The 26,812-nt window shown below is 61.7% G+C and carries 22 protein-coding genes; 9 read left to right on the top strand and 13 right to left on the bottom strand.

Features of this window, described 5'->3' with window-relative positions; translation table 11 throughout:
• Positions 1 to 76: 76 nt before the first annotated feature.
• From AC1Y2B_RS08950 to AC1Y2B_RS08940, 3 genes are all read right to left on the bottom strand, one after another.
• Positions 77 to 1,405 carry an NAD(P)H-dependent oxidoreductase gene (locus AC1Y2B_RS08950; RefSeq protein ID WP_482252733.1) on the bottom strand — a complete coding sequence of 443 codons (1,329 nt, stop codon included), beginning with the start codon at positions 1,403 to 1,405 and terminating at the stop codon, positions 77 to 79.
• A 105-nt stretch (positions 1,406 to 1,510) separates the two neighbouring features.
• Positions 1,511 to 2,224 carry a glycerol-3-phosphate dehydrogenase C-terminal domain-containing protein gene (locus AC1Y2B_RS08945; protein WP_482252732.1) on the bottom strand — a complete coding sequence of 238 codons (714 nt, stop codon included), beginning with the start codon at positions 2,222 to 2,224 and terminating at the stop codon, positions 1,511 to 1,513.
• A 206-nt stretch (positions 2,225 to 2,430) separates the two neighbouring features.
• On the bottom strand, positions 2,431 to 3,267 hold the full coding sequence (locus tag AC1Y2B_RS08940; RefSeq protein WP_482252731.1) for an alcohol dehydrogenase catalytic domain-containing protein: 837 nt from the start codon (positions 3,265 to 3,267) through the stop codon (positions 2,431 to 2,433).
• Positions 3,268 to 3,475: 208 nt separating this feature from the next.
• Between AC1Y2B_RS08940 and AC1Y2B_RS08935 the strand changes: the two genes are divergently transcribed.
• From AC1Y2B_RS08935 to AC1Y2B_RS08910, 6 genes are all read left to right on the top strand, one after another.
• A complete protein-coding gene (locus AC1Y2B_RS08935; protein ID WP_482252730.1) occupies positions 3,476 to 4,423 on the top strand; it encodes a carbohydrate kinase family protein in 948 nt (315 codons plus the stop codon).
• A 108-nt stretch (positions 4,424 to 4,531) separates the two neighbouring features.
• Positions 4,532 to 5,476, top strand: coding sequence for a sugar-binding transcriptional regulator (locus AC1Y2B_RS08930; RefSeq protein WP_482252729.1), 945 nt, complete (start codon positions 4,532 to 4,534; stop codon positions 5,474 to 5,476).
• Between the two features lie 42 nt (positions 5,477 to 5,518).
• On the top strand, positions 5,519 to 6,292 hold the full coding sequence (locus tag AC1Y2B_RS08925) for a hypothetical protein (protein WP_482252728.1): 774 nt from the start codon (positions 5,519 to 5,521) through the stop codon (positions 6,290 to 6,292).
• A gap of 317 nt (positions 6,293 to 6,609) precedes the next feature.
• Positions 6,610 to 7,260, top strand: a complete 651-nt coding sequence (locus AC1Y2B_RS08920; RefSeq protein WP_482252727.1) for an ABC transporter ATP-binding protein — start codon at positions 6,610 to 6,612, stop codon at positions 7,258 to 7,260.
• Positions 7,257 to 9,641 (top strand): FtsX-like permease family protein, encoded by a 2,385-nt coding sequence (locus tag AC1Y2B_RS08915; RefSeq protein ID WP_482252726.1) that lies wholly within the window; start codon positions 7,257 to 7,259, stop codon positions 9,639 to 9,641. Before AC1Y2B_RS08920 ends, AC1Y2B_RS08915 begins: the two co-directional genes overlap by 4 nt.
• Positions 9,631 to 10,674, top strand: a complete 1,044-nt coding sequence (locus AC1Y2B_RS08910; RefSeq protein WP_482252725.1) for a lipocalin-like domain-containing protein — start codon at positions 9,631 to 9,633, stop codon at positions 10,672 to 10,674. Before AC1Y2B_RS08915 ends, AC1Y2B_RS08910 begins: the two co-directional genes overlap by 11 nt.
• Positions 10,675 to 10,690: 16 nt before the next feature.
• Here the strand turns inward: AC1Y2B_RS08910 and AC1Y2B_RS08905 are convergent, their stop codons facing one another.
• Positions 10,691 to 10,930 (bottom strand): hypothetical protein, encoded by a 240-nt coding sequence (locus tag AC1Y2B_RS08905; protein WP_482252724.1) that lies wholly within the window; start codon positions 10,928 to 10,930, stop codon positions 10,691 to 10,693.
• A gap of 7 nt (positions 10,931 to 10,937) precedes the next feature.
• On the opposite strand from AC1Y2B_RS08905, the gene AC1Y2B_RS08900 reads away from it, so the two are divergent.
• A complete protein-coding gene (locus AC1Y2B_RS08900) occupies positions 10,938 to 11,234 on the top strand; it encodes a hypothetical protein (RefSeq protein ID WP_482252723.1) in 297 nt (98 codons plus the stop codon).
• Positions 11,235 to 11,276: 42 nt separating this feature from the next.
• On the top strand, positions 11,277 to 11,768 hold the full coding sequence (locus AC1Y2B_RS08895) for a sterol desaturase family protein (protein WP_482252722.1): 492 nt from the start codon (positions 11,277 to 11,279) through the stop codon (positions 11,766 to 11,768).
• A gap of 1,946 nt (positions 11,769 to 13,714) precedes the next feature.
• On the opposite strand, the gene AC1Y2B_RS08890 is transcribed toward AC1Y2B_RS08895, so the two are convergent.
• The 4 genes from AC1Y2B_RS08890 to efeU form a co-directional block, all read right to left on the bottom strand.
• Complete coding sequence (locus AC1Y2B_RS08890) at positions 13,715 to 14,587, bottom strand: oxidoreductase (RefSeq protein WP_482252721.1); 873 nt, start codon at positions 14,585 to 14,587, stop codon at positions 13,715 to 13,717.
• A 216-nt stretch (positions 14,588 to 14,803) separates the two neighbouring features.
• Positions 14,804 to 15,979 carry a Dyp-type peroxidase gene (locus AC1Y2B_RS08885; RefSeq protein WP_482252720.1) on the bottom strand — a complete coding sequence of 392 codons (1,176 nt, stop codon included), beginning with the start codon at positions 15,977 to 15,979 and terminating at the stop codon, positions 14,804 to 14,806.
• A gap of 3 nt (positions 15,980 to 15,982) precedes the next feature.
• A complete protein-coding gene (efeO, locus tag AC1Y2B_RS08880) occupies positions 15,983 to 17,083 on the bottom strand; it encodes an iron uptake system protein EfeO (RefSeq protein ID WP_482252719.1) in 1,101 nt (366 codons plus the stop codon).
• A gap of 26 nt (positions 17,084 to 17,109) precedes the next feature.
• Positions 17,110 to 17,940 (bottom strand): iron uptake transporter permease EfeU, encoded by an 831-nt coding sequence (gene efeU / locus AC1Y2B_RS08875; protein WP_482252718.1) that lies wholly within the window; start codon positions 17,938 to 17,940, stop codon positions 17,110 to 17,112.
• Positions 17,941 to 19,124: 1,184 nt separating this feature from the next.
• Between efeU and AC1Y2B_RS08870 the strand changes: the two genes are divergently transcribed.
• The gene (locus tag AC1Y2B_RS08870) at positions 19,125 to 21,527 is read left to right on the top strand and encodes a glycosyltransferase (protein WP_482252717.1); all 2,403 of its coding nucleotides are present in this window, start codon (positions 19,125 to 19,127) and stop codon (positions 21,525 to 21,527) included.
• 271 nt (positions 21,528 to 21,798) lie between these two features.
• On the opposite strand, the gene AC1Y2B_RS08865 is transcribed toward AC1Y2B_RS08870, so the two are convergent.
• From AC1Y2B_RS08865 to AC1Y2B_RS08845, 5 genes are read right to left on the bottom strand one after another with little or no spacing between them, the layout of a single operon-like run.
• On the bottom strand, positions 21,799 to 22,131 hold the full coding sequence (locus tag AC1Y2B_RS08865) for a hypothetical protein (protein ID WP_482252716.1): 333 nt from the start codon (positions 22,129 to 22,131) through the stop codon (positions 21,799 to 21,801).
• Positions 22,128 to 23,213 (bottom strand): EscU/YscU/HrcU family type III secretion system export apparatus switch protein, encoded by a 1,086-nt coding sequence (locus tag AC1Y2B_RS08860; protein WP_482252715.1) that lies wholly within the window; start codon positions 23,211 to 23,213, stop codon positions 22,128 to 22,130. The genes AC1Y2B_RS08865 and AC1Y2B_RS08860 overlap by 4 nt, the downstream gene beginning before the upstream one ends.
• Positions 23,210 to 23,986, bottom strand: coding sequence for a flagellar biosynthetic protein FliR (locus AC1Y2B_RS08855; protein WP_482252714.1), 777 nt, complete (start codon positions 23,984 to 23,986; stop codon positions 23,210 to 23,212). The genes AC1Y2B_RS08860 and AC1Y2B_RS08855 overlap by 4 nt, the downstream gene beginning before the upstream one ends.
• The gene (flhA, locus tag AC1Y2B_RS08850) at positions 23,983 to 26,061 is read right to left on the bottom strand and encodes a flagellar biosynthesis protein FlhA (RefSeq protein ID WP_482252713.1); all 2,079 of its coding nucleotides are present in this window, start codon (positions 26,059 to 26,061) and stop codon (positions 23,983 to 23,985) included. The genes AC1Y2B_RS08855 and flhA overlap by 4 nt, the downstream gene beginning before the upstream one ends.
• On the bottom strand, positions 26,061 to 26,732 hold the full coding sequence (locus tag AC1Y2B_RS08845; protein WP_482252712.1) for a lytic transglycosylase domain-containing protein: 672 nt from the start codon (positions 26,730 to 26,732) through the stop codon (positions 26,061 to 26,063). The genes flhA and AC1Y2B_RS08845 overlap by 1 nt, the downstream gene beginning before the upstream one ends.
• Positions 26,733 to 26,812: the final 80 nt, after the last annotated feature.

Here is a 26,812-nt window from a genome sequence, read left to right as displayed (position 1 = left end):
ATCAGGTACATCTTCTTGAGGGCGGCCGGCGCGAACTGGCGGATCGCGAAAGGGCGGTTATCGGCCAAGTCCATCTTCACGCCTCCGCCAGACCGAAGAGCATTTCGTCCTGCTTGGCGCGCAGGGCGGCGACGCGAGAACCGGGGGCGACTTTGGCATTCTGATAGGTGATCAGATCGCCCTTGCGGATCGGTGCGGTCACGCTGCCGCCAGCCAACAGGCCGCAGGGGATTGCCTGCTGGACCCGGGCGGAGTCAGAGGTCATCACCCAGGCGCGGTCGCAGAACTCGCCGATCTGATCGAGACGGTCACCCGGCTTCATGTCGCGCTTGGCGACGGCGGCCACTTCGGCCACCGGGCGCGGCAGCGGCACCATGTCGGCCTTGCCGTACAAAACCACGCGGGCGCAGGTCAGCGGCACCTCAAGGCTGGTCAGGTGATAGGGGCGGTGGAAGGTGAAGTAGGGACCCTTGCCCATCTTCAGATCCTCCATCCGTTCCGAGATGCGCGGATGAGACATGTCAGCCACCACGAAGACGCCCGGTGCAACCCCCTTGCCGATGGCGTAATCGACCACGCCCACCTTGTTGGGCACGCCGCCGTCCTTCTTGGGCACCAGCACCTTCGACAGCTGGTCCAGCGTTGCGGCAGGCCCGTGCATGCTGGCGACAGCGGGCACCAGCCCGATGGCGTTGGCGATGGCGGCCATTTCCACCATGGTCTTCGACCCGTCGACGAATTCCACCAGCATCCGCACGTTCATGTGGCGGCGGGCGGCTTCCTCTTCATAGGCCGGCGGTGCGGCGTCGATGTTGAGCGGGTTGTTCTTGCCCTTGCCCGCCGCCACGATCTTGTGACCCATGGCCGAGACGAACTCGATCAGCTCCATGCAGGAGGAGGGCTCGTCCCCCGCACCCAGCGAGTAGGTGACGCCCAGCCGATCGGCTTCCGATTTCAGATAGGCGCCGATGGTCACGTCGGCTTCGACATTCATCATAACCATGTGCTTGCCGTGTTCCATGGCGCGCAGGTTGATCTCGGCCCCCACGGCCGGCACGCCGGTCGCATCAATCACCACGTCGATCAGACCAGAGTTCAGGATCGCGTTGGCGTCGGACGTGATGGCGATCTTGCCCTGCTCGATCGCCTTGTTGACGGCGTCGGTGCTGGAGGCTTCCTGCGCATGACCCTTTTCCTGGTAGGCGATGTCGACGGCCTTGGTCGCGTTCAGCGGGTTCAATTCGGCAATCGCGCCGATCTCGATGCCTGACATATGGGCGACACGGGCGACGATGTCCGTCCCCATTTCGCCAGAGCCGATCAGGCCGATGCGAATGGGACGGCCAGACTGGGCGGGGATCTGCAAGTCACGGGCTAGTCCAGTGGGGGCAACATTGATGGCCATGCGGGCACTCCTTGGGCGTAGGGGCTGACTTGGGCAGCGCGAGCACGGGTCTGGGAGCGGCCCGCCGATGCGGACGGCTTACACCTGGTTATGACTTTTTGTTAATTAGAAATTGCAAATGTTCAGATTTTTTTGTTTGAGACTTTCAAGAAGCGCACCAACCTCGGCCCGGACGCCCGGCAGATCGCCCCCCGTCAGAGAAATCAGGGTTCGCCGCCGCAGAATGTCATCGACCGTCAAGGCCCGCTTGGTTCGGGCCAGATGCAGGATCTCCTCTCGCGCATAGTCCGGGTGGCTTGAAAGCAAGACCTCCCCTTGGCCAAGCAACCGCTCGCAATAGGACTGCACCCTTGTGCCGTAACGCTCCAGCAGCACCTCGGCGCGGGCAAATGGCAGACCGCCCTGACGGGCATAGGTGGCAATCAGCGCCGCCCGATCTGCTGCATCACGCGGAAACCCCTGCCCGCCGCCAATCGCAAGACCTGAGGTGGCGGTGTGCCGCTCGATCTGCAGACGCGCGAGGACGACATCCGCAGCCTGTTCCGAGAAGCTGCGAAAGGTCGTCCATTTGCCCCCGATCAGACACAAGACCGGCACCGCCGCGCCCGGCAGTTCCAGCCGAACGATGGAATGGTCACGGGTGATCGGAATGCCCGGAAATACCTCGGCAACCGAGCGGCAAAGATACTCCTCTTCCGCCTGTGTGCAGCGCGCCTCGTCTGGGTTGGGCTGGGCGATATCGGTGGCGCCGATCAGCACCCTGCCGAAGAAGGGGTACAGCAGATTGACCCGGCCATCGGCCGTGCCAAAGTAGACCATACGGCCACCAAGGGCCCGCAACAGCGATGGATTGTCACGATCAGGTGGGCCCCGCGGCTGCCCCCCATCAGGCGGCTTTGCAGACCAAGGCTTGCGTTGACCTTGTCGATCCAGGTACCTGCCGCGTTCACGACGATCCTGGCGCGCAGGGCGTGATCCTGCCCACGCGCGCGATATTGGATCACATCTGCCTCAGCGCCGAGGATCTAGGCATAATGGATGGCGTTGACGTCCAAAGTGCCAACCTCTCCCTTCGAAAAGCCGGCAAATAGACTGACGCGGCCACCTTTGGCTGCCAGCCCGATGGCTTGCGTGGCCAACGCGGTAATGCCGATGGCGCAGATGACCACGTCGGCGCCTTGTCCGCGGGTTTCGGCCAGAACGGCCTGGCGCAGATCCCCCGCCAAAGGATCAATCACCACATCAGCCCCCGATGCCAGCGCGGCATTCGGCTCTGACACGATGATCCGCCCTGCCCCACGCAGGCGCGCCAGCTTGGCATGCAATGCGCCGATTGGCCCCGCGCCCAGAATCACCACCGCATCTCCTTGCCGCAGGCCAACCTTGTTCTGCCCATTGAGCACGCAGGCCAGGGGTTCGATCAAGGCCGCCTCTTCAAAAGACGCATGCGTCGGAAGGACATGGACATTGCCAAGCTCCACCGCACGGGCGGGAATCCGGATGAATTCAGCGAAAGCCCCGTCGATCTCATAGCCAACGGCTTGCAGATCCGGGCAAAGGTTCTCGCGGCCACGCAGGCATTGCGCGCAGTGTCCGCAGGGAATGGCAGGACAGACCCCCAACCTTTGCCCCAAGCCGAAGGGCGAGGGCCCGTGCGTCGCGACGATGACCCCGGCAAATTCATGGCCAATGATCGAGGGATAGCGAATCCCGGCTGTCTTGCGCCCACGCAAGACGCGGATGTCAGTGCCGCAGATCGTTGCCGCCTTGACGCGCAAAATCAAGTCGCCCGGTTCGGCTACCGGATCAGCAGCCTGGCCAAGGGGCATCCGGTTCGGCGCCTCCAGAATCGCTGCCTTCATCACAGTCCCCTCTCCGGCCACAGGGCGCCGCCACAGTACACCTATACATTAAGCTTGCGCAAATGACATGTATTCATGACATATGTTGATTGCCGCCGCTGAAGATTGCAGGCTGAAACGCCAAATTTGCGGAGATCTACGTAAACATTTTTTTGACGAGTTATCAAATGTTCACATGCTCTTGGGGTATTTCGCTGCGAAGGACAGGATGCGTTACGACTATGCGGGCGTGGGTTGCTGCACATTCGACTGTCTGGGCTGGCCGATCTCGCAGATTCCGCCCGGCGGCGGAACTGTCGTCATCGAGGACCTGACCATGGCCGTGTCCGGCGCTGCGGGCACTGCGGCCATCGTCGGGGCCAAGCTGGGGCTGAAAACCTTGGCGGTAGGCGGCTATGGCCGCGACATGATGGGTGACTGTGCCGTGGCACGGCTGGAACGCTTCGGTATCGACACCTCGGGCCTGCAGCGACTTGAGGGTGTGCCGACCTCTTCCTCCATCGTGTTGACCCGTGCCGATGGCTCGCGCCCGGCTTTGCACCTGAAGGGAGCGACGGGGCATTTCGTGGTGGACCCGGCAGATTTCGACAAGGTCACTGATACGCGCGTGTTCCATTTGGGTGGCGTGGGGCTGATGGACGCGGTGGATGGCGCGCGCAATGCGGCGCTGATGAAGCACGCCAAGGCGCGCGGCTGCATCACCACGGTGGACATCTTTGCCGGCTCTGCCGCCGATCTGCCGGATGTTGATGCGGTATTGCCCTTTACCGACTACTTCATCCCTTCGGTCGAGGAAGCCCAAGCGCTGAGCGGCCTGACCGATCTGGACGACATGGCGCGTTTCTTCCTGGCGCGCGGCGCAGGGGCCTGTGTGTTCACCCTTGGGGCGGAGGGCGCCCACTACCGCGACCGCGCTGGCTTGACCTTCCGCATCACGGCCTATCAGATCAGCGTGCGTTGCACCTGCGGGTGCGGCGACGTGTTCAACGCAGGCTTCGCGGCTGGCTTGCTGAACGGGATGAGCCCACAGGACTCGGTTCGTCTGGCGCAGGCCTGCTCGGCTCTGAATGCGACGGGTTTGGGCAGTCAGGCCGATGTCGTCTCTTTGCCCGACACGCTGGCCTTCATGCGTGACGCGGCGGTGAAGGCGGCCTGAGCGCTTGCGCCGGGGCAAACCGGCCTTGCGATCATGACACGAAACACCCATCATGCACAAAAGGCTTGCGGCCGAAACAATTGGACAAATGTGCAAGAAGGGTACCGAATGACGGGAAATGATGTGACGGACGACGTAAAGACCCGTATCGCCTGGCTCTATTATGTCGAAGGCATGACTCAGGATCAAGTGGCGAACCTGGTGGGCATGAATCGCAGCCGTGTGCTGCGCATTCTGGCAGCTGCCCGGCAGGATGGCACCGTGCAGATCCGCGTCACCAATCGTCTGTCACATTGCATCGAGCTTGAGCGGCGTCTGGAACAAAGATGGAGCCTGACCCGCGCCATTGTGGTACCGGAGCCGCAAGACACCACGGCCCTGCGCGCCATCATCGGGGCAGAGGTTGGCGCTTACATGTCCCAGCATGTCACATCGAACATGACGATCGGTCTGGGCTGGGGCAAGACGCTGACCTCTGGCATCCCGGCCATCGTGCCGCGGGTGGCTGATGGGGTCAGGGTGCTGTCGCTGCTGGGCGGCTTGACCCGGGTGTCCGAGGTGAACCCGTCCGAATTTGCTTGGCGTGTTGCCGACCGGCTCAGTGCGGAATGCTACATGCTGGCCGGCCCGGTCTACGCCCCCGATGCCCGCACGCGTGAAGCATTGACCAAACATTCCGGCATTGCCGAAATCTTCAACCGCGCCCGGTCGCTGGACATGGCAGTTCTTTCGGTTGGTGAACTGTCACCGCATTCTGCCTTCTCGGAGTTCGGCCTGCTGTCGCGCGATGAAATCACCTCTTTGGAACGCGCCGGGGCAATTGGCGACGTTCTGTGTCATTTCATCGATGCCGAGGGCAATCTGGTCGATCATCCGGTCAACGAACGGGTGCTGGCCATCAATCCGCTGGACTTGCGCGGCACGCGCAACATCGTGCTGGCCTCAGGCGGCTGGTCCAAATTGCCCGCCATCCGCGCCGGGTTGAAGCTGCTGCGGCCCACCGTGCTGATCGTCAACGAGTTGGTGGCCGAACGATTGGCAGCCGAACGGTAAGCGGCGGCCCAAGTCAGATCCCCAACACGGAGGGGGTGCACCATGCCGAAGTCCAGCCTGCTGCCTGACCCCATTCCGTTGCGCGACGCGCTGCGCGGACTGCGATTTGTGTTGCAGCGTGGCGGGGAAACGTTGGTGTCGGTGTTGCCACCGAAAACCCAGCGCTTCTGGCTGACCTTTATGCAAAGTACGCCCGTCATGTCTAACGCCCCCCGCCCCGGCATCCTGCCCGAAGCCCTGCCCCCGACGAACGAGCCTTTGCGGCTGGCGGTCCGCCGCCTGCGCTGGTTCCGGATGGCATTTGACCGCTTCGTCCACGTCAGCGGAGAGCGGATCGGCTGCACCTTTGATCTGGACGAAGCGGCTCTGGCGGAAATCTTCTTGCGCTGGCTGAAGATGGTGGAGGTGCAAAAGCCGCATGAGCGCGCCGAGCGGCACGACTACTTTGCCTTTGCCGCCGGCCTGATGCTGCGCGAACTTTGCGCAGCGATGCCAATCAAGGCGAAAGCCGCCCCGACCAAGTCCGATGCAGCGTCAGCGGCCAGTCTCTGGCCCGAAGGCTATGTCTGCACGATGTTTTGCCCGACCGTCCATTCGGCTGCGATGCGGCAAGAGTTTCACGAGGGAACCGAGGTCACCGGCCAGATTGACGACCTGCGCCAATGGTGGTCATTTCGGGAAAACACCAGCCAAGATCCGGCCTTTTCCGCCGGCTTCCTGCAGATGGTCCTTGGCCAGCAGCCCAATTGGACAATGCCTGACGTCTTCCGCGCCCGGCTTGATCAGGAAATGGCACGGCGAAACGCCACGCAATAGCCCGGCCCTCCGGGCGAGACCTTGCAAGAACGCCTTGTTGGGATCGAGCGCAGACACAGAGATGGCTTCGGAACCCAAAAGCCCGGCAGTGGATCTCGCGGTCCTGCATGTTGGGCATCACCGCGCCAGGCGAGTGCGCTGCAGGCCCTGACACCGTATTGTTTTCGTGCCGCGTTTGCGCAGACTGTGCCTTGATCGACGTACGGCGCGGAACAAAAACCCGGGCAGGCCAAGCCCAAGCGGCTGCGCCCGCTTCCCCGCGGAACGCGCTTTTCTTTTGTTGGCATAGCCTTATGTATCAGCAAAAGGGATGACCGATGCTTTTGAACGTTCAAGACCTCTGCAAGCGTTATCCCGGCACCGAAGCGGCGGTCCTGAGGGGGGTGTCCTTCGATCTGGACAAGGGCGACATGCTGGCCCTGACAGGCGAATCCGGGTCGGGCAAAAGCACCTTGCTGCATCTGGTGGGTGGGCTGGATACGGCTGACAGCGGTGTGGTGGCGATCGACGGCACCGATCTGACGCCGCTGAACGATGTGGGGCGCGCGCACCTGCGGCGCGGGACCGTTGGGGTGATCTTCCAGCAGTTCAACCTGATCCCCTCGCTGACGGTGGCGGCCAACATCGCCTTTCAGGCTCGGCTTGCAGGGTGCCATGATCCGGATCTGGCGCAAACGCTGGCAGAGCGGCTTGGGCTGGGCGATCATTTGCGGAAATATCCTGAACAATTGTCTGGCGGTCAGCAGCAGCGTGTGGCCATCGCACGCACTTTGGCACCACGGCCCAAGCTGGTTCTGGCGGACGAACCGACCGGCAACCTTGACGAGGCGACGGCGGACCGGGTCATGGACCTGCTTTGCGCCTTGGTCGCCGAGACGGGGGCCGGTCTGATCCTTGCCACACACTCTGACCGGATGGCGGCGCGCATGACCCGGCGCCTGCATCTGCGCGCCGGACAAATCTCGTGATCCGGACCATCCTTGCGGCCCTGATGGCGCATTGGTGGCGCAACAAGCTGCATCTGATCACCATGCTGGCCGGGCTCGCGTTGGGCACGGCGCTGTGGTCCGGGGTGCAAGCGATCAACGCCGAGGCGCGGGCCAGCTATGATGCGGCGGCTGCGACGCTTGGCGGCGGAACCTATGCCCAGATCACCGCCAAAGAGGGGGCTGCGATCCCGCAGGCGACCTATGTCGCTTTGCGGCGGGCAGGGTGGAATGTGTCTCCTGTGATCGAGGGCAAGTTGGGGTCAGTGCGGCTGGTCGGGATAGACCCGGTCACCGCGCCTGCTGGCGTGGGGCCGCTGGCTTCGGGACAGGGCGCAGATCTGGCGACATTCCTGTCCGCTTCGGGGCAGATCTTCGCCCGGGCCGAGACTTTGGCCCGTCTGCCTGACACCGGCGCGCAGACGGTTGTGGCAGAGGTTGCACCCAACACCGCCATGATGGACATTGGCCTTGCCCAGCGGCTGCTGGGCCGGCCGGGTCAGATCGACCGTTTGCTGCTGGCGCCAGACCAACCCCTGACCCGCCGACCCTTGACCGAAGTGGCGCCAGAGCTCTCGGAAAGCCCGGCGCAACAGGGCAACGATACGGCGCGGCTGACCGACAGCTTTCATCTGAACCTGACCGCCTTCGGTCTGCTGTCTTTCGCGGTTGGCCTGTTCATCGTGCACGGAGCGATCGGGCTGGCGTTCGAGCAAAGGCGTCAGATGGTCCGCACCCTGCGCGCCCTGGGGGCACCGTTGGGGCACTTGATCGCCCTGATCGCAACGGAGCTGGCCGTACTTGCGCTGGTGGCGGGGGCCATCGGCGTGGCGCTTGGCTATCTTGTGGCGGCGACGCTGTTGCCCGATGTGGCGGCGACCTTGCGCGGCCTTTACGGGGCAGAAGTGTCTGGCGAGCTGTCGCTGCGTCCGACCTGGTGGCTGTCAGGCCTGGGCATGGCTTTGGGGGGCACTGCCGTGGCCGCCGGCGGTGCGCTTTGGTCGTTGGCACGGATGCCGCTGCTGGTCAGCGCGCAGCCAAGGGCCTGGGCCATGGCGCGGCAGGGTCGTTGGCAAGTGCTGCTGGCTTTGACCCTGCTGGCGCTGTCGGCGCTTTTGGCCGTCTGGGGCCACGGGCTGATGATTGGCTTTGTGATGCTGGGCGCGTTTCTGATCGGCGGGGCGCTGGCGCTGCCGCCCCTGCTGGCGGTCATCCTGCGCGTTGGGCAGGCGCTGGCGCGACGGCCCGTGGCGCAGTGGTTCTGGGCTGACACGCATCAACAACTGCCTGGCCTGTCATTGGCCCTGATGGCGCTTTTGCTGGCCATGGCGGCCAATGTGGGCGTATCGACCATGGTGTCTTCGTTCCGGCTTACCTTCGTGGCCTTCCTGGATCAGCGCCTTGCGTCGGAGCTTTACGTCACCACGAAGGATCCGGCCGAAGCCAAGGCCCTGACAGAATTTGTGACAGGCAAGGTCAGGGCGATCCTGCCGATCCTGTCCACCAATCAGGATGTCGCAGGCCTGCCCGCAACGATTTACGGCGCGCGCGACGATGCCACCTATCGCGACAATTGGCACTTCCTGCGCGCGGTGCCGGACGTGTGGGATGCACTGGGACGGGGCGAGGGTGTGCTGATCAACGAACAACTCTTCCGCCGTGCCGCGCTTGATCTGGGGGCAAAGATCGCAATTGCTCCGGGATTGTCCCTGCCTGTGCTGGGCATCTATGGCGACTACGGCAACCCGGTCGGGCAAATCATCCTGACCGAGTCCCTGTTCCGCCGGCATTTCCCGACAGTGACGGCGCTGCGCTTCGGGCTGCGGCTGGATCCGGCCAAGGTCGCGGCCTTGCGCGCCGCAGTGCAAGGCACGCTGGGCCTGCAAAAGGACGCGATGCTGGATCAGGCAGCGATCAAGGCCCTGTCACTGTCGATCTTCGAACGCACCTTTGCCGTGACATCAGCCCTGAACATCCTGACGCTGGCCGTGGCGGGCTTTGCCATGATGATGAGCCTGTTGACGCTGGCTGCAATGCGTCTGCCGCAACTGGCGCCAGTCTGGGCCCTTGGTCTGACGCGGCGCAAGCTCGCGGGGCTGGAGTTGCTGCGGGCCGCAGTTCTGGCTGCCCTGACCGGGGCATTGGCGCTGCCGCTGGGATTGGGCCTTGCCTGGGCGCTGCTGGCGGTGGTGAACGTGGAGGCCTTTGGCTGGCGGCTGCCGATGTATTTGTTCCCGATGGACTACCTGCGGCTGGGCGGGCTGACCCTGCTGGCCGCCGGGCTTGCCGCGCTGTGGCCGGCGTGGCGACTGTGGCGGACGCCGCCGGCGCAATTGCTGGGGGTATTTCGCAATGAACGCTAAGGCGCTGTTTCTTCTTCTGCTGCTTTGGCTTCCGGTGCAGGCCGGGGCGCAGGGGTTTGCCGGGCTTGGCACTGCGGCGGGGGATTTCGCCCAACCGCAAGCCGACGCGCCTTTGCAGTTTCCGGCGGACCACGGCGCGCATCCGACCTATCGGATCGAGTGGTGGTATGTGACCGCCAACCTGACCGGTCCGGACGGCACGCCCTATGGGATGCAATGGACGCTGTTTCGGTCTGCCCTCGCCCCTCGGGGAGGGCAAGGCTGGCAGACCCCGCAGGTGTGGATGGGCCATGCTGCGGTGACGACAGCACAAAAGCAGTTCGTGGCCGAGCATCTGGCCCGCGGCGGCATTGGGCAGGCGGGGGTCGAGGCTGCACCGTTTTCCGCTTGGATCGACGACTGGGAACTGAAAGGGCCCGACCTTGAGCACCTGCACATGGCCGCCTCGGGCAAGGATTTTGCCTATGACGCCAGCCTGACGGCCACGGGTCCTTTGGTGCTGCACGGGCAACAAGGCTATTCGGTGAAATCTGGCTCCGGCCAAGCGAGCTATTACTATTCGCAACCCTTCTTCAAACTCACGGGCAACCTGAGCCTGCCCACCGGGAAGATCCCGGTCACGGGCACCGCTTGGCTTGACCATGAATGGTCTTCGCAGCCCTTGGCGCAGGATCAGACGGGATGGGACTGGTTTTCCTTGTCCTTCGACAGTGGCGACAAGCTGATGGGCTTCGTGCTGCGCGGTAGCAAGAACTTCACCGCCGCGACGTGGATCGCCGCCGACGGCAGCGCCAAGGCCCTGCCCGACGGCGCCTTCACCGCCACGCCTCTTGCAAGCCACCGGGTCGCCGGGCACGATCTGCCGGTAGAATGGCACCTTGAATTGCCCGAAAAGGGCCTTGATGTGACGGTAAAGGCGCTGAACCCCGAGGCCTGGATGACAACCACGGTTCCCTATTGGGAGGGACCGGTGGCGATTTCGGGCAGCCAGGGCGGCGTCGGATATCTTGAGATGACCGGCTACGACCGCTGATCCTGACAGACTCGCGTCAAAGGCTCTCTCGGGTATAGATTTGGAAGGGCACGATGCGGGTGTGGTTGATGCTGTCATCGGGCGAACGGTTGGCACGCACCATGCCCTTGACCAACTCATCCGCCAATTGACGCAAAGGATGGGCGATCACCACCTTCAAGGTGCCATCCAGCGGCCCGGCGCTCGTGCTGTCCATCAGGTCATAGCCCGCCACCACCAGGTCTGACGTCCGCCCCGATGCGCACAGCTCCGCCATTGCCCCGGTGATCCCGCCGATCGAGGCCCTGCAAACCCTGTCATGGGGCTGGGCGCTGTGGCTTTACGCGGTCAACGCGGGGGCGATCTTCCTGCTGTACGGCGGGGTGGAGCTGTTCTGGTACGTGCGTCGTAAGCAAGGCACCCGGTTCAAGTACAACGGCAAATTGCCTGCCGACCAAAGGTCCGACGTCTTCTGGTTCAAAAGCCAGAACATCGACAACGTCCTGCGGTCGTTCTTCATCTTGATCCCGCGGCGGACGCTGGTGCAGGTGATCTTCCTGCACGCCTTCGACAAGGGCTAAGTCCCGTGGCTGGAATGGGCGCAGAACCCGGTCTGGCTGACGGTGCTGGTCTTCCTCTGCCCTGCGATCCACGAGGTGCATTTCTTGTGCATCCACCGCCTGATCCACACCGATTTCCTGTATAAACACATCCATTCGGTGCATCACAACTCGGTCAACCCCAGACCGTGGTCCAGCCTGTCGATGCATCCGGTGGAAGGGTTCCTGTACGACGCCGTGGCCTTCTGGCACCTTGTGATCCCGTCCAACCCGATCATCGCCCTGTTCCAGCTTCACATCGCAGGCTTCGGCGCGCTGAACGGCCACATCGGCTTCGACAAGCTGGAGATCACCGAGGATTCTCCGCTGGGTAGCCACGCCTATGCCCATTACCTGCACCACAAGTACTTCGAGGTGAACTACGGCGGCGACGGCCTGATCCCCTTGGACAAGTGGTTCGGCTATTGGCACGACGGCACCAAGGAGGCCGAGGCCCTGATGGAGGCCCGCTTCCAGAAGAAGAAGGCGCGGCTGAAAGCCAAGGCAAACCCCTGACATTCCAAGATCGGTTGGCGTCCTGCTGGAGACGGGACGCGGCTGTGCGGGCTGCCTGACACCGGGCGCCTTCACCTGAAACCAAGGTTTCAAAGCGCCGCAAGGCACAATGGGAAGAACTGCAATGACACTCGTGAAGACCCTGCTGAAGGCATCCGCAATAGTGGCCCTGACGCCGGTCGTCTGGGTCAAGGCATCGGGCGCACGGTTCCGCGACATGATGATCGACGTCTTCGATGCAGCAAATTTCCTGATGTGCGGCGCGCCAACGACGGTGTCAGCCGTGGGATCGTCGATGGTCGATCCAGCCAGTGGCGCGGGAGGACAGAGGCCAAGACGACTTGCTTCCTCATTGGACGCTAAATGCCCGCCGTCACGGCAGAATAGGCGGCCTTCGTAGCCGCGACCCTGCCCTTGAAATCGGGCCAGCCGGTGGGGTTGCAAGATATTCTCGCCTGACAGGACGGCATGAAGGGGGCGCTCCATGGTGGACGTAAACGCCCCCTCTGAAACTACGATCCGGCGAGGAAAGCGCGGACGGCCTTGGTCCATCGCAAGCAGAACAAGCGCAGGTCATGGGCAAACGCGATCAGGCCTGACATTTGAGACTTGGCCCTTGTTGGCCGTCTTGGGCCATGAAGGCCCCGACGTGTTTTGGACTGCCCGGGCACGAGACGCGGCACCGGCGCCCGCAGCACTTCATATGTGCGTTTCTCAGATCAACAGATGGCCATCTGTCATGCCATCCAGCAGACGCGGCGCGACTGGTATGCGTCAATCCCTGATACCGACAAAGCGCCCAGGAGAGACAGTGGACGAGCCGGGAAACTTTGCCTGAGATCGCGTTTTGAGGCAGCTACAGGCCGTCAGAAGGATGCCGATCCGTTCAATGGTCCCGACTGCAGGCTCCAGCGCCAAGTTAAAATGCCAAGGACGCGAACGGATCAATCAATCGCGGTGCTGTTCTGCTGTGTGATATGATGAAGGTTGGGCCAGGGGCGACCCAGGGGCGCCGACCCTGCCCGTGATCCTCTCGTTCCGCTAGACGCCATAGGTGTCGACGGCCCTATCGGTCAGGATCTTGGTGTTGTCAGCAGCGGAAATGAATCCAAGACAGGTGCAGTCCGAGAGCTAACTTCCACCAGTCCAGTTGCAGGGCGGCATGTTCGCAAACCGCCCGTTGAGCATGCGGGGGAACAGGGTTGCAGACATCCAGTTCGGCCAGAACGGCGGACTGGATGCCCGCAACATCGCTGGTGACCAACACGTTCTTCCAACTGCGCCCGGCGCATCGCGGCAGGCATCCGCCCGGCATGGTCCCAGTCGTCCGGCTGCCGAACGTTCGGCAAAGACAGGTGCTTTGATACAACCAGACAGCTGTTCATTGCCAAATCGCGCGATGCAGTCGTCGTTGAACAGCAACATTGGACGGGCAAAGGGGCCAAATGCGCCCCAGGCAAAAGTCATGCGCACTGGGGGGCGTTCGGCGTTCAGAACCCTCCTGCACAGAAATCTTGCAGCCGCCGGATTTCGTCGGCTGATGTAGGGTCCAGTGCGGCCCAGCCCCTTTGCCGTGTTGGTGTAGCGGAGATGACCGATCCTACAGGCTTATGCGGCAAGTGCTACGACCGCAGATGTCGCCCAACAGCAAGGGCCCGAAAGAACGCCTGGCTCGACCTGAAATCGACCCAAATCAGGGTCTTGGCCTTCATGGAAGTGCTGGACGATCTGATCGCGGACGTTGCCGGGTTTGGATTTGACGAGGTTTTGGGCTGCGATGCCATAGACTTTGTCCAAGGCACCCGCCTCACCACCCGGGCGGGGCGCGACGGGCTGCCGGGGCGAAGACGCGGTGCGGGACGCCCAGCGGGTCGCATTGAACGTTCCGACTTGCCGTCAGATCCTTCACCGAGGCGTCCCGCACTCGTCTTTGATCCGTTGGACTTTCAGGTCCGCGCCAGACCGTTCAGTCTTTCGAACTGTGCCGCAGTCAGCCGCAGACTGGCAGCAGCAATGTTCTCGTGCAGGTGGGTTCGGCGGGAGGTTCCGGGGATGACCAGAATGTTCGGGCTGCGCGCCAGCAACCAGGCCAACGCCACCTTCTGAACAGAGGTGCCGATTTCAGCGGCGATCTCTGTCAGCCCGTGCGACTGCAAGGGGCTGAAACCTCCAAGCGGGAAGTAAGGGACATAGGCAATCCCGTCCTCTGCCAAGGCGTCAATCATCGCGTCGTCATGCCGGTGAACCAGATTGTAGTGGTTCTGCACACAGACAATCGGCGCGATGTCGCGCGCGGCGGCCAGCTGCGCCGTGGTGACCGTACTGACGCCAATGTGGGAAATCAGTCCTTCGTCCTGCATCTGGCGCATCGCCCGCATCGGTGCCTGCATGTCGTCCTCAGGCCCCCCCATACGCAAATTCACGATCGCCATCCGGTTCAGACCCAGCCGTTCCAGATTGTCCTCGACCGACCGGCGCAGGAAATCCGGCTCTCGGTTCAGGATCCAACCGCCCGTGTCATCGCGCCATGCGCCCACTTTGGTCACAAGAACCAAAGCCTCGGGATAGGGGGAAATCGCTTCGCGGATCAGGCGGTTGGTAACATGCGGACCATAGAAGTCGCTGGTGTCGACATGGTCAATGCCAAGAGCCAAAGCCTCGCGCAGGACGGCGCGGGCTTCGTCCATGTCCTGCGGCGGGCCAAAAACATGCGGTCCCGCAAGCTGCATGGCACCGTAGCCCATGCGGTTCACGCTCAACCCCGTGCCGGGGAACGTGAAGCGGCCTGCAGCTTGGGCGCCGAGTGTTGCGGTTGACATGAGGGGGATCCTTTCCGTTGTGATCGACCTCTCTTTGTCAGCTTTCCCGGGCTTTGGAAATCCGCTCTCCCGTCTGGGACCGGTCGGCAGAAAGAAATCTGCCGCGTTTCAGGATTGCCGGGCCGTCGTTCGGGCCGGATTGCGCAGCAGCAACACCGGCCGCCACCCGGTTCGTCGCGGCCAAGGCCGGGGGCCACGGGGGGAAGTCACCGGGTTTCAGCCCAACATGCCTTGACCAAGGAAATCCTGCCCGGCCAGACCGGGCAGCGCGAAGAAATAGCCGCCGCCGAAGGGCTTGATGTATTCCTCCAACGGCTCGCCGTTCAGACGGTTTTGCACGGTGCGAAAACCTTTGGTCAGGCTGGCCTGATAGCTGACGAAGATCAGCCCCATGTCCATCCGGCCGGCCTTGTCCAACCCGCGCGCATAGTTGTAGCCGCGCCTCAGGATCAGGTTCGCCTCGGTCAGAGGCTGTCGCGGGTTGGCCAGCCGGATGTGGGCAGTGGCAGGAAGCGCGGTCATGTCGGGGACGTCATGCTCGTCTGTCTTGCCCAAGGGCGCGCCAGACAGTTTATGGCGGCCCATGGTCGCCTCCTGACTGGCCAGTTGGGTGCGGTCCCAGCGTTCCACCAGATTGCGGATCAGGCGGACCACCTGGTAGCTGCCACCCACCATCCAATCGTGACCCGCGCCCGGCTGTAGCCAGACCAGCCGGTCCATCTGCGCTGAATCCGCGCGGTTGATGTTCGAGGTGCCGTCCTTGAAGCCCAACATATTGCGCGGCGTCGTCTCGGACGTAGTTGCGGCACGAGACGGCAGAAAGCCTTCGATCTGCCAGCGGGGTGCCATCAAGGGGCCGGTTTGCCGGACAATCGCCCGCAAGGCGTGCAACACGCCCTCGCGGGTGTCGCCACTGATCTGAAGCATCAGGTCGCCATGGGCATAGTCAGGGTCGATGGCATCGTTGGGAAAACGCTCCATCGCTGCCAGCTCTACTGGGCGGCGGTCGGCAAGGCCAAAGCGCGGGTCAAATAACGCGGCGCCAACCGAGACGGTGACCGACAAGCGCTGCGGCGGACTTTGGTCCCCCAGCAGGCCGTTGTCGGGCGGGGGCATCAGCGCATCGGTGCCTTGGGGGATCGGCCCGGGCGTGGTCAGGGCGGCGATCACGGCGGATATATGGCGCAGGCAAGTTTCCAGCCCGTCGCGGTCAATGGCCAGCAAATCAAACGCCGCAAACAGCGCGAAAGGCGTGCTCGGCGTCGCAATTCCCGGCTGATGCGGACCCTGTGCACCCAGATCGGGCGGGGTTTCCGCCAACACCGGGCGGATCGTTTCGGACAGGGCCAAGGCACCGCCAAGACCCAAAAGAACTGAACGACGGGTCGCCATGGTTCAACTGACTTTCAAACCCAATAGTCCGGGGATGCGGGCCAGATCTTCGGCCAGCGTCGCGATCTTTGCCTCCAGCGCCCGGCGGTCGGCGTCCGAGAGGTCAGAATAAGGCTTGAACCCGTCGCCATCCCGGTAAGTGTCCAGAACTTTCAGCACATCGGCGAGGGCCGCGCTGGTTCGCGTCGAAAGGTCACCGTCGCGCGGCTGGATCAGCGGGGTCAAAAGCGTGACGATCTCTTGCGCGCCTTCAACGTTGGCAGCAAAATCGGACAGGTCCGTATGAGAATAGCGGTCCTCCTCGCCCGATATCTTGGAGGCCGCCACCTCTTCGATAAGGGCTGCCGCCCCCCCGACCATCACGGCCGGCGGCACCGCAAGATCCTTGATGCGGGCCGCAAGCTCGATGGTGTCGGCCATCAACTTGTCGGCCGCAGGACCGGAACCCAAGACATCACCGGTTGCAAACAGGTCATATTCCAGCTTGTGGAAGCCCGAAAACCCTGGGTCCATTTCGCGCAGTTGCCAATCATCGGCCCGCGCATCCATCGCGGCGTCAAGGTCGCTGAACAGTTCCGCGATCGGTTCAATCCGTTCATATCGGACACGGGCCGACGCAAACAGCGCCTTGGCCCTGGCGATATCGCCGGCTTTCACGGCCGCAGTGAAGGTTGCCGTGGACTCAACCAAGGCATCCGCTTCTGTCTGGACCCAAAGCTTGTACTCGGCCACCGGGCCAACCAGTTCCATCGGATCGACCGCGCCCAGCGCCTGCCCGCCCGTCACCATGATCGTGCCCTTGGGGTTGGACAACAGCCCGCAGGTCATCGCATAACTGCCGGCGTCCAGCGTCGCGTTCAGGGTCTGCTTGAAGCCCGGCAGGATGTTCTCTTTCTCGGCCACGATCATGACGCCCTGCAGCACCTCCCACTCCACCACGCGGGATGAGCGGTTGGTGACCAGAAATTGCACGGCACCGGATGGGACGCTGACGCTCGCCGGATCACAACCGGACTCCGTGATCGTCACAGCGATCGGATCGGCCGAGGCCGCAGCGGCGGCAGACATCAGGGCAAGCATCATCGCACGGCGCAGGTGGCGCATCATCAGCCTCCGGTGAGAAGTGGGTATCAGGCGGCGCGCGGCTCCAGCCGGGCGGGGCTGGGCCGCAAGAACAAGACCAGCGTCGGGATCAGCAAGGCGAGATAGGCCAGAACTTCGCCCCAGGTCGGTGTTGCCGAATAGCCGAACATGCCCGACAGCAGCGATCCAAGAACACCGTCTGCTGGCAGAACCGCAGACAGATCGAAAGCCACCCCTTGCAGCAGATTCCAGAAACCCGCCTCATGCAGCGCACGCAACGCCTGCGCGGCAAGCCCTGCCGCGATGAAGATCACCACAACCCCGGTCCAGCGGAAGAACCTGGCAAGGTTTAGCCGAACCCCAAGTCGGAAGATCAGCGCCCCGACTAGAACAGCTGCCGCAAGGCCAAGCAGCGCGCCAAACAGCATCGCCGGACCGGAAGCTTGCTGCAGGATCGCCACAAGAAACATCACCGACTCGACGCCCTCTCGTCCGACAACCAGAAACGCGGTCAGAAAGAGCGCCATCGAAAACCCCACGCCCGCGCCCGTCAGATCACGGTCCAGCGTGCGCTCTATCTCGATCTTGAAGGTGCGACCGGCCCGGCGCATCCAGAACACCATCGACAACAGCACGGCAATGGCGACCAAGGCCACCACCACTTCGAAGGTTTCCTGCAGCCGCTGGGGAAAATCGGCCTTCGTCCACAACAAGAGCCCGGCGCCCAAACCTGACATCAGCAAAGCGGCAACCGAGCCCGCCCAGATCGACGGAACGGCGGCGGGCCTGCCGCGCTTGACGCTGTAGCCGGCCATGATGCCGATGATCAACGCTGCCTCTATGCCTTCGCGCAGCATGATCAGGAAGGTCACAAGCATGGGTCTCTCCGGCGTTGAGTCGCTGATTTCTGATAGCGTTACTCAACAATAACGGCCAAAGTGTTTTTGTCAACAAATACCTCTCTTGATGGCCATGACTGCCCACGGTGTCCAAGGGGCCGCGACGCCGATGCTGCCCCCCAAAGCGGGCTGCATGTTTCAGAGCCGAACCCGGCACCAAGTGCCGCCGAGATGCACCCAACCCGCCCGTGGCAAGCGGTCTTGGCCCCGTCTTGGCCTCTGCGACGGTGAGGATCAGTCTTGACCAAGCCGTCCGGGCAACACAGATGGTTCACACGGCAAGCAACACATTTGTGTTCTTCCAACCCGGCGCAGGATTGCAACCGGGTGGCAGATTGTTCCGTAGGATCGCGAACGCCAGACGCAGGCACCGTCAAATGGCCATCCAGCTCCGTTGGCTTTACGGCCCGCCATCGGAAATCATGGGGTTTTGCGTTAGGCGCCGGGGCCACTCGGTGTGGCCGATCGTATCCGACGGGGACGACTGTGACCAGGCTGGAGTGCCGGAGCAAGGGTTCAGTGTCGGAAAGCATCCCGCTCTTGCGGCTAAGCGTTCAGGGGATGGTCAGGACTGCGGGGTTGCGGTCATGGCCATTCCGGTGGCGCGGGGTCCGGGAGCAACAACGGGTCGGGTCAGAGAATGTGGCAAAGGGAGTGGTCCTGCGTCCCGGGAAGCGGCTTGGGTCAGTGCCCAAGCCGCCAGTGACCGGCCAAGGTCACCCATCAACACAGTGCGCAAAACGGTGGAGGCGACCTCGCTCCTGCCCACTTCTCGACACGGCGGCGGCATCTGCTTCTTCGCTCGGCGGACGGACCATTTCACCCTAGTGCCGCCGGTCCTGCCCACTTGCCGCTGGGGTCAGGATATGAGTTCGGGGCGCAAGAAGCGACAAAGGTTAATGTGATTGCAACACGAAATTTGGCGGGCTTCCAATGCCACCCGGGTACGGCAACCCGACAGACACCAGCACGATGAAAGACTTAAGATATTGCATTTTACTATTTTGATTTAAGAATAGATCCATCGAACACGCCTGACGACAAAAAGCATTACTTTTGCAGATTAAGCGATCCCCATGTGCTGAGGCAGCAATGATATCCGAATAAGGCGTTCAGTTTAAGGCTCCCGGTCCTCAATTGACAATCAGATAGGTGGCTGCGACATGGAAGTGCAAGCGACAACCGAAAATAATATGGGATTCCATAAGTTGAAATCGTCGTGCCCGCCATCATTCGGATCCAACACCCTAACGGACCGCAGCCATCTTGCGCAGCATTTTCGCGACTTGGGGATCGCCCGTTTTATGGCAGGGGACAGCGCTGAAGCCTATACGCAGTTTCGCTTCGGACTGAACTGCCTGCCGAATGACGCCGGTCTTCATGCGTTGATTGCCAACACCGCCTTACGGCTGGGCGCCCCGCATTTGGCCGCTGACCATGCGGCAACAGCAGTGGACCTGCAGCCGGACAACATCGATGCCTTGGTTGCGCTTGCCGGGGCAAGATTGCAACTGAAAGATCCCCGGGCGCGGGAAACCGTTGGCCTGCTGTCGCGGTTTGACCAGTTGGGAGACTTCCGACAGTTGCTGCAGATTGCGGCATCAACGGGCCCCGGTCATGAAGAGGCCGCACTTGTCGACCTTGCCCAGTACCTTGAGAAGCACCCGCGAGATGTCTTTGCCGGCGAACTGTTCACCGAGACCTTTGGCAGCTTCCTGAATTCTGGCGAAAATGAGAGATTTCAGATGTTTCTGGACGGTGTCGGCATTTTGGCCGAACCTGCGGATCGCATACCGTTGGATCGGTCGGATTTGGAGTGTGATGCCTGCATCGACATCATCATTCCCGTTTACAATTCGATCGGCGATCTAGCCGCCTGCCTTGACTCGATCCGCAAGTGGCACTCGGCGGCGATTCGGCAAATCATCCTTGTGGATGATTGCTCGACCCCAGAATCGGCGGCGTGGTTGGCTGGATACCGGGACAACCATTCCGACGTACTTTTGGTGCGAAATGCCGAGAACCTTGGCTTTACGCGCGCCATAATGGCGGGTGTTCGAGAAAGCACAGCGCCCCATATGCTGTTCCTGAACAGCGACACACAAGTTACGTCGCATTGGCTCCATGGCATGATACAAGCGATGAAAGCTGGCCCGAATACAGCTTTGGTCGGCCCGCTTTCAAACAACGGATATTATCAGACGATCAGGCCAACGCACACGAATGCCAATCCTCCGATTGAGCAACGATCACCGGACGAAATCGCTGATCTTGTCCGCAAAACCACGCGTGACATCTTCCCACGGGTCCCCCTTCTGTCGGGTTTTTGCCTGCTTGTTCATCGCGCGTCGTTCGACCTCGCTGGCGGACTGGACTGCGCGGCGTTTCCTTACGGCTATTGGGAAGTGCAGGATCTGTGTCTGAAGCTGATTGATCTTGGGCTTGATTCCGTTATCGCGGACAATGCTTATGTCCACCATTCAGGCGCAGGCAGTATTTCGGAAGAGCGCCGTCAGGATCTTGTGCTGCAAGGCCTCTTGCGAATTTACGCGCGGCATTCCAGCCTTAGGGTTTTGGTTGCAGAGGCCGTCAGCGCCCTTGAACCAGAGATCAAATACCACAAGAAAGCCTGGTTTGCGCAGGATCGGATTGCAGAACGCCGTCGACTGCAGGAAGACGCTCGTCCAGAACATACCGTAACCGCTCGATATCAATGCTATAAAAGGCCTCCTGACGATGTAATGGGTCAGGAGGTCTGTCTTTTTGTGACGCATTGCCCGCTCGGCATGCCATCCGAATACACCCTCCGATATCTCCGTGAATTGAGGCAACTGGGCTTGGTGGTGATAATCTGCCTTGTTATGGAAGATATAGGTTCCCCGGTGGCGGATACTATTCTTGAGATCGCCGATGGTGTGCTTTTGCGAGAGAACGCTGGCCATGATTTTGGGGCATGGTCAGATCTCTTGCGGCAGTTCCCACAGGTCTGGGATGCGCGGCGGCTTTATTTCGCCAATGACAGTCTTTTGGGTCCATTCCAGTCACTTGCTCCAACACTCGATGCCATTCGCATTCAGGATGCCGGGTTCTTTGCCTTGACGGAATGCACGATCAAGAAACGTCACGCCCAAAGCTTCTTCTTCGGATGGAACCGCGCAAATTTGTCCGCCGCGCCCTTGCGGGATTTTTGGAGCCAAGTGGCCAATCTGCACGACAAGGAAGAGGTGATCCAGCAATACGAATATCCCATAGCCTGGATCAGTGAGAACCTCCCAGATACGACGCAGCACATCGTATTCGGGTTTGATCAGGTTCTAGGAGCCAGCGCTTCCGAAGTGGCGGACATCAGTTTGCCCCATGATCATTGGGACAAATTGTTGAACGCGGGCTTTCCTTTTGTGAAGATGAATGTCTTGCGCGATGGTTTTGCGAAAACCTCCAGTGCGCTGTGGGAAACCCTCTGTTCACGCCATGGTGCAGATGTCGAAGCCCTGCATCGCAGCATTGAAACGTCACGCTTGAATGGGCTGGTCCGAAGGATGCGCCGCAATGCCCCGCCCCTTTAGAAATTGCGCCGCAGCATGGTCGTCGGGCTGGTTTCTGCCAGCCGCCCCACGCGTTGGATTTGACGGTATTGTGTCAGCGGAAGATACAAGCAAGGCTATGACCTGCTCCCAAAGGGCCGGATCGTGAAAATCGGCGTGTCGCGCACACAGATCGCCGCAACGGACCTTCCCGCCAGCGAAAATCCCGGCACGGCCTTGTCAAAGCCCGTGCCGGGGAAGTGGGACCCTGGCTACCGGTCAATTTGCGCGAAGGGACGCCGCCGTGCCATGCCTAACCGAACCGATCCTTCAACCTCCCCAAGACTTGGTTGCGGCCAAAAGCGCGCGCGGCATCCTGCCGGGCCTCGTGCCACTCTGCCGTCTGTCGGGCAAGGAGGGTGTTGATCTCTGACCGTCTCTGGTCGGCCCAAAGCTCGTAGCGGAGCGCAACCTCTGCGGCGGGGATCAACGACAGGTCCGCCGACGTCGGGGCTTTGTTGATTTCGGCCAATCGGTCCAAGCTGTGCTGGCGGGCGCGAGCGGCCTGCTCCAACGCAGATAGGCGGGTGTCCAGCAGCAGGCGGCTGACCTCTACCAGACGCGTCAGTTTTTCCGGGTCGCTCATGCGGATCTGCCTTTCGCGCGTTTGCGCATAGCCTCGGCAAAGCGGATCGCGGCGGCCACGGATTTGTAATGTTCACGCCGGATCGGATGGCCGACATCGACGGTGGCATAGATCGCGCGCGCCGTAGGGGGATCACGGTGAATGGGGATCCCAGCTTCTGCCGCTTTTTCGCGGATCCGGGCAGCAACTTCATCAACCCCTTTGGCCAGGCAAATCGGAGCCGACCTGTCACCACGACGCCATTTGAGGGCGACGGCAAAGTGCGTCGGGTTGACCAGGACCACATCGGCCAAAGCCACATCCTGAAGCATTTGCGACAAGGCAATTTCACGCCCCTTTTGCCGCCGATGCCCTTTCATGTGGGGGTCACCTTCGCTGTCGCGATGCTCCTCCACCATTTCCTGCCGGGTCATCATGTTGCGGCGACGATGCTGCAACCATTGCCAGCCGTAATCGAGAGCCCCGAAGGCGAGACTGACCAGAAACGCAAGAAACAGGAAGTGGAAGATGATCTGCGTCATCAAAAGGCCGGTTTGCCCCGCCGACAAGCGCGGGCTCATCAACACGGCGTTGGCATATTGCGGGACCATCCCAGCGACGAGAAGGCAGACGACAATCAATTTGAACAGACTTTTTCCAAACGAAAACAGCCCCTCGCGCCCAAATTTGTGACCCAGACTGGTCAAGGGAGAGATGCGGGACCATTTCGGAATAAGGCGTTCTGGTGCGACGATGAAGCCACGTTGAACCGCGATGGTAAAGATCGCAGCCCCCATCGGCAGCAGGAAAAGAGGCAGAAAAGGCTCTGCAAAACTGCCCAGCAGTCCCATAACCGGCGCAGGCGCGGAAGCAACCATCAGCCCCGACAACTGGTCTGCGTGTTCGATCATGCCAATCGCAGTTTCGCCGAAGTGATCCAACGCATACTGCCCTGAGATCGCAACGGAGAGGGCCGCCCCGCCATAGACCGCCGCCGTCGACAACTCCATCGAGCGGGGCACGTCGCCGCGCTTTCGCGCCTCATCCAGCCGTTTCTGGGACGGCTCATGTGATTTTTCCGCATCGTCGTCTTCGCCGCTCATGGCCCGGCCCCGCTTGGGTTGGCCACAAAGGCGTCAAACCCCTCCATCCAGACCGCAAGCATGACCGGCACGATGAGCGCCATGAGCACGAGCGCCCCCGCCATCAGCACCGGAGCCCCAACCAGCGAGACCGGCATCTGCGGCATGGCACGGTTGATGACACCCAGTGCGAGGTTGTAGATCACCGAAGCGATAACGAAGGGGGCCGCAAGGGAGAAGGCCAGAACGGTTGCCTGAACCACCCTTTGCAATCCCCAGTCCGCAAGATCTGCAACGCGGGGGAAATGGCCGGCGGGCAGAAACGCATAGGACAGGATCAACAGGCTTGCCGCTTTGACGTGCAGACCGGCGCGCAAACCAAGTGCCAGACTGGCCATGGTCAGCAAATTGCCGATGGCGGGCTGCGGCTCCGGCGTGGCTCCGCCAAAAAGCTGCGATAAAGAGGTGGTCTGCGCCACAATCGATCCTGCCATTTGCAGCGCAAGAATGAAAAGCCGCATCCCAATGCCCAAGGCAAGTCCCGCCAGCACTTCCTCGGCAGCAGCTAAGGGAATCGACGGCAAGGCCTGTAACCTTTCGGCGACTGCCGGAACCACGATCGCGGTCAAAGCCAAGGCCAGAGCCAGCCGGATGCGTTGCGGCACCGATTGCTCTCCAAATGCGGGCATCAGGAAGACCGCGGCACTGACCCGCAAGAAGACCAGGGCAGCGACCCAAAGCCAGGCTTGCGTGACCCCCGCCATCTGCATCATTTGCGCCAGCAGGTCGTTCACACCGGCACCACACCCACAAGGGCCGGCCGGGCTTCCACGCCGATCTCCTCATAGGACAGGACCGGGGCATTCAGGCCCTTCGCGCCCATCACGGTCCGCAAGAAGCGCCTGCGCAACGTGGACGTCACCAGAGCCGGGAATGTCCCGCTCTCGGCGGCGCGGTTCAGGCGTTCGGCCAAACCATTCGCCAATCGGCTGAACTGGTCGGGCGGCAAGGCCACATCCCGCTGCCCTCTGTCGCTTTCAATCTGATGGGCGGCGAAGGCTTTTTCCCATTCCGGGGCGAGCTGGATCAGAGGTATCGTCCCGTCATCCCTACGCAACTCTGCAACGAGCTGGAAACCAAGTCGCTGGCGCACGTGTTCGCAAATCGCTTCCGGCGTGCCAAGGCTACGTGCTTCCGCGGCAGCCTCAAGGATCAACGGCAAGTTGCGGATTGATACCCTTTCTTCTAACAACAGCCGCAGCACCGTCAGCAAGGTGTCGACCGGAACCTTTTCGGGAACCAGCTCATCAAGCAGTCGTTTGTTCTGGTCGGCGCGGGCGGTGTCGGTGACTTTGGTGAACTCATCAAGTAGGCGGCGCAGCCCCCGCAAGGACAACAGGCGGGCCAGATTGCCCTTGATGACTTCCAGCAAATGCGTTGCAAGAACTTCCGGCGCTGAAACGACCGTCAGCCCGACGAGGACCGCATCTTCCTGCAAGTCAGGTCTGATCCAACGAGCGGGCGCTCCATAGACCGGTTCTTTCACGTCGACGCCATCCGGGGCCGAAATGCCATCCCCCAGCAGGACAAGAGCCCGGTCGGGGATCAGCTTGTCGCGCACCTTTTCGACCCCTTGCAGACGGATGGCGTAGGTGCCGGGGTTCAGGGTCGCCTCGTCGGTCAGGCGAATTTCGGGAAGGATCAAGCCGAACTGCGCTGCGATGTGGTTGCGCATATTCGTGATGCGCGCATCCAGACCCGTGGCGGGGTCAAGCACCATCGCCACAAGATTTGGGGCAAATTCGATGTGTATCTCGTCGAAATCAAGAACATCCCCGATGGATTTCTTGAGGGGCGTCGCGGACGTGGCCTCGGCCTCTTTCGGAGCGGTCATGTTGCGGCGATGAGCGCGCCAGGCGGCTGCGACAAGGGCCGCCGCCCCAATCATGAACGGAAAGAAGGGCATGCCGGGTACGAGGGCAATCAGGGCCATCAGCAAAGCGACTGTCCCCAAGGCGCCGGGATACCGGCCCAGTTGTGCGAAGAACGAGATATCCGTCGCCCCTACCGCGCCGCCCCGTGCCAACAGCAAGGCGGCACCAACAGAGATGATCACCGCGGGAATCTGGCTGACCAGCCCGTCGCCGATGGTCAGGATGGCATAGGTTTCAAAGGCCTTCGCCACGGGCATCCCATGAACAAAGACGCCCATGATCAGACCCATGACGATGTTCAGACCCGTAATCATCAGCCCCGCCACCGCATCGCCCTTGACGAATTTCGAGGCCCCATCCAACGAGCCAAAGAAGTTCGTCTCTGCCAGTTCGCGCTCTCTGCGTGCCTTTGCCTCAGCATGCGTGATGGCCCCGGCCGACATGTCCGCGTCGATCGCCAATTGCTTGCCAGGCATCCCGTCCAGGGCAAAGCGGGCGCCCACCTCGGCCATCCGGCCGGCCCCCTTGGTGATGACGACGAAATTCACGATCAGGAGCACGGCAAATATGACGATCCCAAGCAGCAGGTTGCCGCCCATGATGAACTCTGCAAAGCCTTGGATCACATGGCCCGCCGCAGCGGTTCCCGTGTGCCCTTGCCCGATGATCAGCTTCGTCGACGAAACGTTCAGCGACAACCGAAGCATCAGCGAAGCCAGTAGGATGGTTGGGAACGCCGAAAACTCTAGCGGACGTTCGATGAAAAGCGTGACCGTCAGCATAAGGATTGCCAAGGCAAACGACAGCGCGAGACCGATGTCGAGCACCCAAGATGGGACGGGCAGGACCATCATCAGGATGACCCCCATCAAAGCCAGGGCAAGAAGGATCGTTGGGCGGAACAGCGTTGCGGGGTCGATTTTCAGGCCAAGCATCAGGAATTTCCCCCGATCAACGGCCCACGCGCGGAGATCAAAGGCACAACCGAGCCAAAGCTGCCTTGCGCCCCGGATTGCAACAAAGGGAACGTGTTTTCTCGAGGCAAGGCAACTGGCGTTGGCGGACTGGGCGCATCGGGGGTTTCCAGCACGGCTTTCACTTGATCAAGGTACGCCTGCGCACGATCCGGCGACTGCGAATGGTAGGACGCCACCGCATCGGCCCAGGACCCTGTCTTCTGGTAAAGCGATTTCAGGAACCGCGCGGCGTAGTCTGCGTTCTTCTGAGGGTCAAACATGTCTTCAAATGTGGAAAACGCCTGTCCATGCCAACGAATATTGAGCTGAAAGCAACCGATGTCGAACGTGCCGGTCCCATCAGTCAGATGCGCCTGTGCGGCGGCGACGGCTTCAGCCTCTGTATCGTAAAACGCGCCCTTGCCATCTGCGTTGATCGTCCATGGCCAGGGGCTGAGCGCACCACCCGCTTTGCGCCCGGTCTCCACCCGGGAGATTGCGAGCAGAATGTCTATGGGGACGCCGGTCGACTGAGCGGCGATTGCGGCGGCATTGTCGCATAAGAGCCCCGGCGCCGCGTGTGCCGCAGTGGCCAAGACCACGCAGACGATCCATAGGCCGACGATTGGGGAGATATCATTTCTTTTCAATGCTTTCACCCGGTGTTGACCAATTCTTGGCCGCCGGTCTTGAGCCTAGCGCGCAAAGCTTACCAAAGCGTAAGGGGCCG

The sequence above is a fragment of the Stagnihabitans sp. genome, from assembly GCF_964946895.1.
This window is presented reverse-complemented; position numbering and strand designations above follow the sequence as displayed.